Annotated in this window: 10 protein-coding genes; 2 read left to right on the forward strand and 8 right to left on the reverse strand. The window is 41.9% G+C overall.

Translation table 11 applies throughout. The features are described from left to right. Positions 1–35: 35 nt before the first annotated feature. Complete coding sequence (locus DFQ04_RS08355) at positions 36–1,700, reverse strand: PQQ-dependent sugar dehydrogenase (protein WP_133554713.1); 1,665 nt, start codon at positions 1,698–1,700, stop codon at positions 36–38. A 306-nt stretch (positions 1,701–2,006) separates the two neighbouring features. Here DFQ04_RS08355 and DFQ04_RS08360 point away from each other — a divergent pair, with 306 nt between their 5' ends. Both DFQ04_RS08360 and DFQ04_RS08365 read left to right on the forward strand, forming a co-directional pair. Beyond that, the gene (locus DFQ04_RS08360) at positions 2,007–5,477 is read left to right on the forward strand and encodes a PAS domain S-box protein (RefSeq protein WP_133554714.1); all 3,471 of its coding nucleotides are present in this window, start codon (positions 2,007–2,009) and stop codon (positions 5,475–5,477) included. A 27-nt stretch (positions 5,478–5,504) separates the two neighbouring features. Then, complete coding sequence (locus tag DFQ04_RS08365) at positions 5,505–6,236, forward strand: LytR/AlgR family response regulator transcription factor (RefSeq protein WP_166637288.1); 732 nt, start codon at positions 5,505–5,507, stop codon at positions 6,234–6,236. On the opposite strand, the gene DFQ04_RS08370 is transcribed toward DFQ04_RS08365, so the two are convergent. The 7 genes from DFQ04_RS08370 to DFQ04_RS08400 form a co-directional block, all read right to left on the reverse strand. Beyond that, positions 6,237–7,415 (reverse strand): glycosyltransferase family 2 protein, encoded by a 1,179-nt coding sequence (locus DFQ04_RS08370; RefSeq protein WP_133554718.1) that lies wholly within the window; start codon positions 7,413–7,415, stop codon positions 6,237–6,239. A 109-nt stretch (positions 7,416–7,524) separates the two neighbouring features. Beyond that, on the reverse strand, positions 7,525–8,397 hold the full coding sequence (locus tag DFQ04_RS08375) for a glycosyltransferase family 2 protein (RefSeq protein ID WP_166637289.1): 873 nt from the start codon (positions 8,395–8,397) through the stop codon (positions 7,525–7,527). Between the two features lie 2 nt (positions 8,398–8,399). Then, positions 8,400–9,203 (reverse strand): class I SAM-dependent methyltransferase, encoded by an 804-nt coding sequence (locus DFQ04_RS08380; RefSeq protein ID WP_133554722.1) that lies wholly within the window; start codon positions 9,201–9,203, stop codon positions 8,400–8,402. 11 nt (positions 9,204–9,214) lie between these two features. Next, positions 9,215–10,507, reverse strand: coding sequence for an oligosaccharide flippase family protein (locus DFQ04_RS08385; protein ID WP_133554724.1), 1,293 nt, complete (start codon positions 10,505–10,507; stop codon positions 9,215–9,217). Then, entirely contained in the window at positions 10,507–11,670 is a 1,164-nt protein-coding gene (locus tag DFQ04_RS08390; RefSeq protein WP_133554726.1) for a glycosyltransferase family 4 protein, read from the reverse strand. The genes DFQ04_RS08385 and DFQ04_RS08390 overlap by 1 nt, the downstream gene beginning before the upstream one ends. Positions 11,671–11,794: 124 nt before the next feature. Next, positions 11,795–12,973, reverse strand: coding sequence for a glycosyltransferase (locus tag DFQ04_RS08395; RefSeq protein ID WP_133554728.1), 1,179 nt, complete (start codon positions 12,971–12,973; stop codon positions 11,795–11,797). 4 nt (positions 12,974–12,977) lie between these two features. Then, positions 12,978–14,432: an O-antigen ligase family protein gene (locus DFQ04_RS08400; protein WP_133554730.1), complete on the reverse strand. Its 1,455-nt coding sequence runs from the start codon at positions 14,430–14,432 to the stop codon at positions 12,978–12,980. Positions 14,433–14,476: the final 44 nt, after the last annotated feature.

Genomic DNA, 14,476 nt, shown 5'->3' on the forward strand with positions numbered 1-14,476 from the left:
GCCCGTTAAAACGGGCTTTTTTTATGCTTGAGGACTTATAGTCTTAATTTATAAACCTTCCCTTCCGCTTTGCTCATGATAAAGACATTGCCTTTTCCATCAATTCCGAATTTCAAATCCACCCGGTCATTATTGACCAATGCTTTCATGGAAATCTCCTTTCCTTCAAATGTGACACCCCAAGTCTGAACCTCAGGATTGGGCTGAGAAAGGTCAGCAAAGAAAAGTCGACCAGAAGGAATATCCCCGAAAACGAACTTGCCTTGAAGCTTTCCGGAAGGAATAAAATAGCCTCCAATGACCGCAACTGTTTCGTCATGCTCCAGTTGAATCAAAGGATAAGTCACCCCAGCTTTGGCATCATCCTCTCCCAAAGGATAAAGTGCTCTGAAACTTCCAAAAGGATTGATTCGAAACCTTCCTTCCCGAATCGGCCAGCCGTAAAATTTACCTGGCTCTATTTTATTGATTTCTTCTATGCTATGTTGCCCAATATCAGTGGCAAACAATTGACCTTTAGAATCCCAGAAAATTCGATTTGGATTCCGGAATCCATAGGCTACAATTTCTCCCGCTTTTCCAGGAACTCCGGCAAAAGGATTGATTTTTGGAATTCCATATTTTCCATTTTTACCATCGGTTCCTAATGGATCAATTCTTATAATGCTGCTATAAATCCCAGCCCCTTGATGATTAGAAATTGCCGCGAATCGCTTTTCTGCAGTGCCTCCATCTCCATAGCCGATATACAATAGACCAAAGTCAGAATCCCCTTTTTTGGAATTCGGATTGAAGGTTAATTCCTGCATTCCATGCGCTTGAGAGGAATTGTCAATTCTCAAAATTTCCCGATCTGTTCCTTTAAAAACCTTTGCTTTGGGGTCTTCAGCTTTCCATTCGGTCAAGACCCATTGCATAAAAACCTTCAGGCTATCCGTAAATCCAAAATCAGAGACTTGTGTCCCTCCCGGTTCTGTATGCGCAGTATAAAACAAACCATTGCTTTCAAATTCAGGATGGAATGCAAAACTTCCAACCCCTGTGGCCCAACCCGGCTTGCTCACCATTGCAGGACGCTTTTCTAAAACATTCAAATAAAGAATCGGCTCCTGATTTACTATTTCATAAATCCCAATCCGTTGATCATTGATCATCAATCTTTCTGTGCCTGGAATAGGCTCCATTTTGGTCATTTTGGCCAAAGGAGGCATGGTGTCTGAAGCGGGTAGCTGCGCAAAAAGCTCCACTTCCAATCGAATTCCGGAGTCCTGAATTTTTTCAGGGATCAGGTTGGAGGTGGTGTCCCCACTGATTTCTAAGGGAAGCGTCTCGAAAGTATGGAGGTAGCTCAGAATTGCCTCGATTTCCTCACCCAATTGAGGAAAACCGGGCATTGGAGTTTTGTATTTGGCCAGCAGTTCCAAAGCTCGAGGATCCTTCGCATCTATCGCCTGCTGTGGATTTTTGATAAACTCACGGATCCAGGACGTTTCTACCTGTCGGGTAAGTCCGCTCAGGTTTGGTCCAATCGCATCCTCATTGAAATTGTGGCAAGTGGAGCAATTCTGCTCAAAAAGAGCCTTGCCTTTCAAAATCTGGCTGGCATCCGTGGATATTTCCAAACCAAACTCCTGCTTTTTTTGAGAGCAGGAAAAGACTAGTGCAAGACAAACCGAAGGAAGTATCAGGAGCTTTTTCATCTCTACTAAGTTGGAATTTTCTTGGGCAATGGAAAAGGAAGAATTGGGTTTATCCCGGGTTTTTTTACGAAATCCATTTCACTGATCAAGGATTACCTGTAGTAAAGGAGACTTTTTGGATCGGTCTCGTTTTCAAATACTTTCTTGAAAAAGACCTCAATTTTCACTTTTTGAACTGGTAAAATTTCACTCGTCGAAAAATCGGGTTCATTCATCGAAAAGATCAATCGACTTATCGGTTTTCTTCTTGATTTGCATCACTTATCTTATAGAAATAAAAATCTACCCAAAACCCCAGAAGAAGCCTTGAAAGAAGAATCGTCATTTCCCAGCTTTTCCATCGAGAGATACCGATTGCTTGTCGAAGAAGCAGGAGATATCATCTATGAAACGGACCTAAAAGGGTATTTTACTTTTGTAAATGCCAAGGCCTCAGAGATTTTTGGGTACTCAAAAAAATCACTCCTAGAAAAAAAATACCTGGAGTTAATTCCTGAAGAAAGTAGGGATAAGGTAAGAGATTTTTACCGGGAGCAATTTGACCAAAAAAAGCAATCTACCTATCTGGAGTTTCCGGCAATCACCGAAAAGGGTGAAAAAATATGGATAGGCCAAAACGTGCAATTGCTCAGAAAAGGCGGGGAAATCACCGGAGCCATGGCCGTCGCCCGAGTAATTACAGAGCGATACGAGGCTGATTTATTGAAGAGAAAATCTGAAGAAAAGTACCAAAGTATTATCCAGAATTTACAGTTTGGACTGATAGAGGTTGATCTGGAGGAGAAAATCACTTTCATCAATGAAGCCATGTGTAAAATCACAGGCTATACTCAGGATGAATTGATCGGAAAAAAAGCCTCCTCTGTCCTGACATCAGAAGAAGTCAGAAAGAAAATTGAAAAGGAACACAAGCTTCGGGAAAAAAACCAGTCCAGTGTATACGAGGCTGAAATCCTCAGGAAAGATGGCTCCTCATTTTATTGCCTCATTTCAGGAGCCCCATCTTATAATTCTCTGGGAGAAAGAATAGGCTCTATTGGCGTCCATGTAGATATCACTCAAAGGAAAAAAAATGAGCTGGAACTCAAGAAATTTGGGGAAAACTTGGATCGGTATACGCATGGACTAGAGGAGCTCAACCGAATTACTTCTGACACAAATCTTACCCTAGATGAGCAACTTGAGAAGGGGCTTCAGATGGTATCCAAGTATTTCAAATTATCCATAGGTGGTGTAGTGGAGGCAGAAGGTGATCGTCTAAGGGTAATCAAAAATGTAAATCCGCATTTGATTCCGAAAGACTACATGGAATATTTACCCCTGCATGGGTCAATTCCCGGGATATCATTTTTGGAACAACGACTGATTGCTATTCCGGATGTTGCTAATTCTCCTTACAGCCACTATACGACCGTACAGGAAATGTCGATCAAGTCCTTGTTGAGCATGCCTATAGCGCTAGACGGGAAGAAATTTGGATCATTAATTTTAGGAGATTTTAATCCCAAACCAGAAGGATTTTCGAGTTATGATTTTGAGTTTTTTAGGCTTTTCGCCCGTTTTGTAACCTATCTGCTCAGTACACAAAGGCTTCAAAAAACCATCGAAACGTTTAACTCCGGACTGCTTCGCTTAAATGAAATTGCCTCCAATTATGAGCTTTCCATATCTGCTCAGCTTCAATCCGGACTAGAGGTAATCATGGATTTTCTGGAGTTTTCCAAAGGAGGAATTCTTTTAGCCAAGGAAGAAAACTTGGTGTATTTGCATACGGTAATGGATACCCCAATGCCAGAAGGAAAAGAGTTTAGCATTCCAATAGAAGGGACTCCTTCCGGGATTTCATATAAGGAGAATCGGCTAATTGCTATTCCTGATGTGAGCGAATCAGAATTCGCTGAAAACGAATTAATGGAATCCTTCGGCTTATCCTCCTGTCTTTTTATTCCTTTTACAGTTGACAATAAGCCAATAGGCGTTATTGCCTTAGGAAATGAAAAAGTAAGGTCTCATGAATTCACCCAAAACGAACTGGAATTTTTCCGCCTTTTCTCCAGATTTGTCGGCTATATTATTTCCAATCAGAATAACAGGGAGGAATTAAAAAAAGAGCAAGAAACACTAAAGGCAAAAAACCTCGAACTGGCCCAGCAAAAGCAATTTCTTACATCCATCAATTCCTTTGTTACAACTCTTTTAGACCAAGAGGACATTTATTCCATCGCATGGGAAATTGCCGAAAATGTGATTGAAAAATTCGGGTTTTCTGACTGCGTGATTTATGTCCTAAATGAAGACAAGCAAGTATTGGAGCAATTAGCTGCCTATGGAGAAAACAAGACTAAGGGTAGAGAAATTCTTAATCCAATAAGCATTCCTTTTGGCAAAGGAATAGTTGGCCATGTGGCAAAAAGCGGCAAGGCTGAGATTGTCAAGGATACCAGAAAAGACCCACGATACATCGCAGATGATCAGGTAAGACTTTCTGAAATCAGTGTTCCCATTATTTATGAGGGAAAAGTATTGGGGATCATAGATTCTGAGCATGAGGAAGCCAATTTCTTCACCCAAAAACATTTGGAAACCCTTTCCACCATCGCAAATCTTGCTGCCACGCGGATAAAAAATGCCAAAGCAAAAAGGCGGCAAGAAAAGGCTGAAAACGAATTACGGGAAAGTGAGAATAAACTCAGAGCAGTTGTCAACAGTGCAATGGATGCCATCATTTCCATTAATGACCGAGGCAAGATAACCGAATGGAATCCAAGGGCTGAAGAAACCTTTGGCTGGACCAAAGAAGAAGTTTTGGGTAAAAGTCTGACTGAAAATATTATCCCAAACCAGCACAGACAATCGCATAGCCAAGGGATGGATCGCTATATGGCTACCGGAAAAGGACCTGTACTAAATCAACGAATTGAAATCACAGCCATGCACAAAAATGGGAGAGAATTTCCCATTGAATTGGCCATCATTCCCATCGTGAGCCAAGGGGTAAAATCCTTTACTGCTTTTTCTAGAGACATCACACTGCAAAAAGAATCTCAGGAAGAAACCAAGAAAGCTTTGAATAAGGAGAGAGAAGTCAATGAGTTGAAATCACGATTTGTTTCCATGACCTCTCATGAGTTTCGTACCCCATTGACTACCATCAAGCAGAATGTGGACCTAATCAGCTATATGCTGGAAGCTGAAGATCCCAAGGCAGAAGAAAAATATGGCAAATATCTGGGCAGAATTAGTTCTGAAATCAGTCGGGTGACCAATTTGATGAATGATATTCTCATGCTGGGAAGATTAGACGCAGGTAAAATTGAAATTTCTAAATATCCTGTTGACCTAGAATTGCTTATAGAATCTACCCTTCAAAAAATAACTCACGGAAGAGCAGATCGCAGAAAAGTAAAATTTGAAACTATTGGGGTAAATCAACTTGCCAATGTTGACGCTCAATTGATTGAGCAGGTAATTACCAACCTGGTAACTAATGCATTGAAGTATTCCGAAGGAATGCCAGATCCTGAGCTTACCATAAAGTTTGAAAAACTAAATGAGGTAGAAATCCGGATTAAAGACTACGGAATTGGAATTCCGAAAAAAGATCAGAAGGGCCTCTTTACCACCTTTTACCGCGCCACCAATGTGAAAAACATTCAGGGAACTGGCTTGGGGTTATCCATTGTCAAGGAATTTCTTTCCCTTCATGGAGGTACAATTGAATTAGAAAGTGACGCCAATGAAGGCTCATTGTTTATTATAAAATTGCCGATTACTTAAATAGTTTGCTAAATTTCCGCCATGGAAATGAGCCACCTAAATATCCTTATTGTAGAGGACGATCTTTTAATTTCGGAAAGTCTAAAAGACATTTTGAAACTTCTTAATCACACTGTTGTAGGTGTAGCAGACAATGCAGATTCCGCTATTGAAATCTGCAATACTACTTCTCCCGATTTAGCACTTTTGGATATCCAGATAAGCGGGGATATAGACGGGGTGGAATTAGCGGAGATTATACGAGATCAGTTTGATATCCCTTTCATTTTTATGACTGCCTATGCAGACAATGAGACCATCATGAGGGCAAGGGAAAAAGGCCCTTTTGGCTACTTGGTGAAGCCTTATGGTGTCAAAGAAGTCAATGCCGCAATTCAGATCGCAAAAGCATCATTTGACCGGCTCAAAACAGCAGAAAAAGCTGCTGTGAACATGACCAAGATCATTGACAACAGTCTTTTTCTTAAAGTCGATTCCAAGCTGATCAAGGTGAAGATTGAGGATATCCTGTATGTAGAGGCGAAAGGTGATTATGCCTTATTCAAGACAAAATCGAAAGGCTACATCGTTCATACCACAATGAAACATGTGGAAGACCGGTTGGAGGCTTTTCATTTTCAAAAGGTCCACCGATCCTTTGTGGTCAACCTAGCCAAAATCGAGGATATCGAAGAGTCCAACTTGCTGATTGAAGACAAGGTAATCCCAATTTCCCGAGCGAATAAGGATGCCCTAATCAAGCGGATCAACCTCCTTTGATTAGGAGATTGAGGGTTCCATCTGGATTCGTCTTGCTTTTTCCCAAGTTACCTGCTGCTTTCCTTTGGCTAGGCGAAACCATCCCTGTACCACGCAGATCTGCATAAACAAGAAATAGAAAGGAAGCTGGTAAACCTTGGTTTTCATCGGTTGATTTCTCATTCTATAGCCTTGAATTGCCAGATAATAGAATGCCAATTGTATAACAAAGGTCATTAGGTAAAACAAACCTGATTCCAGTAAAATCACATTGCTGATGAAAGCAGCAAGCATCGCTAAAGGAAGTAATGTCCAGCGCAGAACCCGATGTGAAAGGTATTGGAAAGTAAGGCCTGGATGGTTCCAAAACCTCCATACTTCTCCCAATCTACCCACTGCCTGGATTCCTCCGGCACTGATTCTCACTTTTCGCTTGTGTTCTTCTTCCACATTAGCTGAGGCTGTTTCTGTAGCCACTGCGGCAGGTTCATAAGCTACCACATGACCTTGGGAGGCAAGGCGCATAGTCATGACAAAATCTTCGATCAAGGTATCCGGTTCGGGAGCTTGGTAGAGTTTAGTACGGATGGCAAAAAGCTCTCCAGCGGATCCCACCAAGCTATTCCACTGGGCATCTTTGCGCTTGAGGTAGGATTCATATTTCCAATAAAACCCTTCTCCTGAGGCGCTTGCCGCATCCACTTCTTTTGAAATTACTTTCTTCTCTCCCGAGACAGCGCCCACTTCTTTTCTTTGAAAATGCTTGACAAGCTCTTTTATGGCTTCGGGGTTTAGCATGACATTAGCATCGCTAAAAACTGTAATCGGGGTTTTGATTTGAGGCATTACCCGATTTACCGCCGCTATTTTCCCTTTTCTCGCAAGGGAATGAAACACCTGGATATCAGGATATCCTCCTAGTAATTTTACACTACCGTCAGTACTTCCATCGGTCACAAAAGCAATTTTGAGCAAATGCTTGGGATAGTCTAATCGAGTAGAATTAAGAACCTTCTGGACGATAATTTCCGCTTCATTATATGCGGCAATCAAAAGGGTAACCTCTGGAAGTTCCTGCTCAGAAAGAGGATTGAGCTTTGCCCTTTTGGGAGCAATCCAATTAAGTAAGGTGATCAAAATCCCGTAACCCAAAAAGGTGTACAAAACCACTGTAACAGAAATCCAAAATATAGTTTCCATAGCGAATTAAATTTTATCAAAACTAGCTTGTTGGAAAGTGGATTTTGGACGATTTCGGTGAATGGAGCCAAGCTGACGACCAATAGGCCTAAAACAAAGATTGGGCAACTTACGCTGCCCAATCTCGCATCCCATATTGAGGGGAAATGATACTGTCTTGGAATGCCTTTGTGTAAGCTTTAAGATGTGGTTTTTCCCTTCTGAATTGAAGAGAAAGCCACTTTTTGGGAAAACTGACCAAGCAGAAAAAAATGAGAAACAGCAGAAAAGAGCCTGAGTTTTTCCGCATAAAATGAACCCGATTCCGGGTCTGGTAGTAAAGTTTTAATGGGCTGTTTTTCCCTGTAGAAATAGACTCCTTATGATCAATAAAGGCATTGGGAGTAACAAGGATTTTAAAACCTGCATTTCTGACTCGAATAGACCAATCCAATTCTTCATAATACAGGAAATAGGAATCGCACATCAGTCCGGATTTCTTTACCGCTTCAGCAGAAATCATAACCGCTGCCCCATGGAAATAGGGCGTTTCAGCTACTAGTCGGGGCAGGGTTTTTAAGAGTTCATTTCTACCCGTGATCGAATTGATCGGGGTGAATCCACTGAATTGGATTTTTGTTGGATCTTCATGATATCGTATGATGGGACAAACCGCTCCAACAGTCGGATTTGAAAAGCAACTCAACAATTGATGGATGAGATTTGGGTTGATTTCTGTGTCGTTGTTGACCAAAAGAAAATAGGAGCCTTGTGCCTTCTTCATTCCAAGATTATTGGCTCCTGCGAAACCCAGATTTTTCTCAGTTCGAATCACTTGAATCCCAGGAAGAGCAGATTCAAAATCTACCCATTCTACCGGATCATTATCTACCAAAATTACTTCCAAAGCAGGGACTGCACTTTCCCGAATGCTTTTCAGCAGAGCCAGGGTGACTTCGGCTTGTCGGTAATTTACCGTGATCAAGGAAACTAGAGGCTTCATTTTTAAAGCGGCTTTCGGCCGATCACCTGGATCGCATTTCCCCACTTTCCTGAATGAACCCATCTGTCCATATGAATTAATCCTTTAGCTAAAGGAAGGGACAGCAATTGAGTCAGGACTCCGGCTTTTTTACCCAAATAGGCAATTTCCCAAGCAAATCTCGACAAATATCCATCGCTATTGCTGGCATGAACCACTTCAAATCCTTCCTGCTTAAATCTTGCCTGAAGACCTTTTAAATCATACACCTGACCGATATGTTCATCCTCCAACCATTCCTGATGCTCTTCAAAATATTTCTCTGGGAAGATGGTCTTTTGAGTCTTGTTGGGGATTTTCACTAGGAAATATCCTCCTGGTTTAAGTCTTTTCAATACCTCTGCAAAAGGCATCTGTTCAGGGGCAATGTGCTCGAAAACATCCACAGAAAAGGCAAAGTCAAGTTCTTGAATCTCCGTCTCCTGCAAATAGGTATCGTAAGTTTCCACATTGGAAATCTTGGCTTGGTTCAAGGCATGATTAAGTGTTTGGATACGGCTTTTGTCGATATCCAATGCATGAATTTTTGCTGCAGGCAAGGCTTCTGCCAAACTGATGGCATACTCTCCATACCCTGTGCCTAAGTCAAGAATTTGTGCTTTTTCTGATAGCGGGATCTGCTTTACCAATTTTTGAAAAATGGTAAATCTGGCATAATTACCCACATTGGTGTAGCCAAAAAGGGCTCTAAAGATTTTGGCTAACGCTACATGGGAATTCATCCGTTCGCTGGTGTAGCATTGTGCCTGTCCGAAAGTTAAGTTCATATTTTCTTGGGTTATACAAGTTTCAAATTGGTTTTTAAATCAGCCCACACCACTGCGAAAGGCTTGAATTGAAGGTATTTGGATACTTTCCACTGACCGATAATCACAGTCAAAATCACACTGATCGAAGTAGCAAGCGCAGCTCCCATTAATCCTATTTTTTGAATCAGGATAAAATTGAAAACCACATTTACTACCACGCTCATGAGCAAAAGCAGGAAGTTTACTTTTGGGTGCCCGATGGCATCCAAGGTCATTCCGGAAACTCTTCCCAGAGGTTTGGCCAAAGTCCCGATAGCCAGAATGAACAAGACAGGAACAGACTTTAAGAACTCTTCTGTGGACATTACTAGAATTAAAGGACGGTGCATGATTAACATCAGAAGTAATCCCGGAATAATCAATGCAAATAAAAGCTGCACGGATCTGCTGTATTCGGATTTAAGTTGAGTGAGCATTCCTGAGCGATAACTGGCAGTAATTTTAGGATAAATGCTTTGTCCCAAAGCGGTGAGTGGAAGCTCAATGTACTGCAGTAATCTGGTGGCAAAATGAAACAAACCAACGGCAACTGGATCCAAAAAATACCCGATCATCAAGAGATCTGCCTTTTGGAATAAAAGAGAAAAAAGGTTGGTTCCTGCGATAAACTTTCCATAATCGAGCAATTCCCTTGCATCTTTCAGATTGGGTTTTGAAACCGAGATTCTTCCCCAGCCTATCACCCAAATGACCACCGGTACGAGGGCCAGAAGTTGAATATTCAGAAGAAATTCCAGATCTATCACCCAAAAGGAAATCCCAAAACCTAAGGCCAGAATCAATAAGACAAAGTATACCAGGTTTTGAATGAGGTAGTTTTTGCTTTGCCCTTTTGCAAATGCAAGAGCCGCCAATCCTTGGAGAGTCCCTAAGGTCAAAAGAGCTTTCCAACTTTGACGAAGAAGGGTAGCCAATTCAGGCATTTTCCAGAAAGTGGCTAAAAAATCGCTACTCAAATAAAATCCCAGGGATGCCAGGACAATGATGGCAAAATGAATTAGAAGTGCCGTACCGACCAAAGACTTTTCCCGCTCAGGGGAAAGAATAATTTGCCTGGTCAAGCCACTTTGGAGAAGGCCCTGACGGATTCCATCCACGATAGCCATGAGTGTCATGAAAATTCCCCAAACGCCTACTTGTTCTTGTGGCAATCTTTTAAGCAACAAAATGAAAACCAAAAGATTGGCTGCCATAAAGGCAACTTGTCCAAATAGAGCGTGGCTATTGCCTCCGCGGAATTTTTGAAGTAGTGTGCTAAGCATTAGCTGGCGATTTGATGGTAAAACTCAATCGTTTTTTCAGCCACTGAATTCCAGGAATAACTTGCCTTAACCAATTCCAATCCTCTCAAGCCCATATTTCGAGCTGCTACCGGATGGTCAAGAAAGTATTCCATGGCTTTGATGTAATCTTCAGGTTTTTCAGGATTACATAGAATTCCGTTGACCTCGGAGGTTACGGTCTCTCGAATAGGTTCCAAATCCGAAGCAATCACAGGTACCCCATGGACATTTGCCTCTAGTAAAACAATGCCCTGAGATTCGTAAAGTGACGGCAAAACCAAACCCTTGTAATACGGCATTAAAAAATGGATAGAAGCACTATCGTACTCTCCCAAAAACCTTACTTGTTTCTCAAGACCTAAATCCTGAACAAGTTGCTTTAACTCTTTTTCTTGGGGACCAGTGCCAATGATATCCAGATGAATTTTCCGATCATTTTTTGCTAAGGCTTTTACGATTCGATCCAAGCCCTTTACCGGATGAAGGCGGCCTACAAAAACAAAACGATCAACAATCTTGGTACTTGGAGCTACCTGAAGCAACTCTTTAGGAGCCTCCACTCCATTAGGAATCACCCGCAAATTCATTTGCGATGGGGAGTTTAAAGAAAGTGAAGACTTAAGGTTCTCGCTTACCGCAATAGCTCCTCTTGAAGCTTGAAGTAACTTGATTTCCCATTTTTTAGAGAAAAAGGCATGCAAGGAGGCATTAAAATCTTTCAGCGTTTTTCCGGATTTTGCCTCAATCTGAGTAAGTCCATGAACTGTATTCACCAATTTGCCTTGAATACCTTTGATTTGGTATAGTAGGTATCCGCTTCTTCCTTGAGCATGAATAATATCAAATCGGTCAGCATTTTTCTTGACCCATCGTTTCACTTGGATATTAAAGCTTAACTCCTCTGCCAAGTAGGCGATTCCCGGTAGGTATCTTCCAGGAAAAAACGGGATTTCTACCACGCTAACTTCGTCTTTGCTATACCTATTTTCAGCCTTGGAAAAATTACCTCCTGTGAGGACGGTAACCTGATGTCCCAGGCCAGTTAATGCCTTTGCCAAGTCCCAAGTATGGGTTTGAATACCCCCTTTAAATCTCCAAGGGAGAGATTTGCAGATCATTACTATTTTCAGAGACTTATTCATTTCTTTTTAGATTTCTTATTCTTTTTAGGCTGGGGACTGAGTTGATTTTTTGCGCGAATGATTCCCCAAATCATCATTCCTATTGCCAAAGGAAGTACCAGAGGCCAGGGCATTCCTTCTACGATCATGACTGGACCACTTGGTGTTTGGTGTGGATAAATTGCTTTTTGGCTTTGCTCATCCATCCAAGAGCCCGGATTGACGATAAGAATAATCCAGGTAAGGCCTTGGCAATAATCAAAATCCTGGCAGCTCCAAGCTGGGAGGAAAGGGAGAGAACGTAGGAAGTCATTAAGGATAGAAAGCCTACTCCTCCCATCATTAGCAAAGCTGAATTGTCCAGAAGAATACCAAGGAATACTACCAAGACCAGAAGGAAAGGAGCCAAAGCTCTTGGAGGCAAGGCCAATTGAAGAGACTTATGAAAATAATCCACATTCCCTTGTTTGAGGCTTTTCAGTGCAGGCAAGAATGACTTTCTTAAAAAGGCATATTGGCTTTGTAGCCAACGTCCCCTTTGCTTGGAAAATGCCTGAGCAGAAGCGACTTTTTCATCCCATACAGCCAATTCTGGTGCATATTGGATATAGTGCTCACCGGAAGTAAAGTACAATTCCAGCTCTTTATCAAATCCTCCAATAGCTTTTAAGGTCGGAATGGCCTCCTCAAACAGGGAGTAATCAAAAACCATGGCTGAGCCACTTAATTTGCTGGAAAAGCCAAGAACATTGGCTCCCTTACAAAGCATTTCTGTGTTTGCCGCTTCAGAAAGCCCATCCAACAGGGCAAAATCACTGTTTGAATTTGCGGCCAATCGCTGTCCCTGAATCAAAGAATATCCAGTATTCAAGTAGGATTGAGTTTCCAGAAGGAAATTGGATTCCATCACATTATCGGCATCCAAAATCACAGCTGCGTCATAATTTCTACCTTTCAGGTAATCCATTGCGGCCTGTAAGGCCTTAACCTTGGTGCTCTGGTCAAATTTTACTTCCAAGACCTCTGCTCCCATGGAACAAAGTTGGATACAAGTGGATGGCTTCACCTGATCAGCAATAACCAAATAGTCCACTTCAACTCCTTCAGGCTTTGAAACAGTAAGGTTCTTTTTTGTAGAATGAAGGATTACTTCATTCTCTGCATAGGTAGGAACCAAAACAACAAGTTTGGAAACCTCACGTGCCTGAGTCTGCTTTACAGGTTTGAAATACCGAGCGGCAATAGCCAGAGCTAGCTGGTAAACTGCACTCAAAAAGAGATACAAGGCGATCAGAGATATAGGTAAAAGAAGTAGTGTTTTCATTGTTTTAGCTTTTTTTAGACCATTCTGGAATCATGAAAAGAAAAGGGATGGCCATGTTCATGATCATTCCGGTAGGCATTTGTCCGAAAACTTGATTGCCATAACTGGAAAAGACCACCCCGACTATAGAGGCATAAAGCCCCATTGCGTAATATTTTTTCTGAGGATCCTCAAGGTTCATACACAGATATCCCCCTTTCCCCAATACAAATCCGAGAAAGGAAATATGAATAGCAAGACCTACCAATCCGGTTTCTGCCCAGATTTTCACATACCAACTGTCAGTAGCGGTATTCGCCATTAAGGAGTTGGGATTAAATCTTGCTCCCCAGTATCCTGCGGTACCTACTCCTCCTCCGAATGGCTTATCTGCCAGGTATCTTCCGAAAGTGATTTGATTTTGAAGTCTTACCAAAAGGGAGGGATTGCTTGGATCCAAGGCAGTTCGCATCCTTCTTACTTGCTCTACTCCCTGGAATAGGAAGGTGTATTTCAGAATAAAGAAGACTAAAAGCATTGCGCTGATTCCAGCAGCAAGAATTTTAAAATTTCGAGTAGTTACCAAAAACGCCAATCCTCCAAAAAGTGGAACCGCCAAAGCTCCTCTTGTTCCGGAAATAGCAAAGCCCAAAAAGAAAACTATTGCCAACAAACCGTACCACAATTTCTTTCTGAAACCGAAAGGCCCAACAGCCAGAATACCCATAAAGAGGGCCATCATCGCCTGAGAAGCCCCAAATTGACCTGCATCGGAATAAAAGGAAAATACTCTCAATACTCCATGTAGGATATGCTCCTCATGATGCTCTTCATCCCACAACCAGCGATACTCTGCTGCATCCACTCCGAAAATTTGCTGCTTAAATCCCCAGGCTGTTCCAAAAAGGGAAAGAAAAATCAACAAGTTTAGAAACGTGTGGAAATCTTTCTCGCTGCGGAAAAGTAGGTAAACCATCGGTACAGCCATGGCTTGATAAAAACCAATTCCTCTCATGGCATAAAACCAGGCCTCCAATCCGTTTCCGGCAGGATTTACTACTTCAAAAATTAAGTAGCCCATCCAAACCAAGGAAAAGATCACAATATCCTGATTGGCAAATGACCAACGAACCTTGATCGCCTCATTGAGCAAAATAATCACCCAGGAAAGGGCCAAGAAGATATCTATGGATAAACCCCATGGAGCTACCACATACCTACTCAATCCTGAAATCAAAAAGCCCATTACTAGACTCAGCCAAAGACCGGCTTTTGGTCTCTTCCAGAGATAAGAAAGGAAAGCTACTCCTATGGGAAGGCCGATCAAAAGGATGGCTCCTTGCATTCCTAATACTTTGAAAAACAATGCGGCAACCAAAAGGAAGCCCATGCCTAAAATTACGCCCAAACCACTGAGCAAACGCTCAGCACCCCTTTTCTGGTAGCTTTGGTTTAAAACGATATTTTGGTCTTTTTGCATGATACAAAGCTACCTAGACCACTCCCGTCTATCGGAGATTATCG

It is taken from the genome of Algoriphagus boseongensis, assembly GCF_004362805.1.
In the GTDB taxonomy this organism is placed as follows: Bacteria; Bacteroidota; Bacteroidia; order Cytophagales; family Cyclobacteriaceae; genus Algoriphagus; species Algoriphagus boseongensis.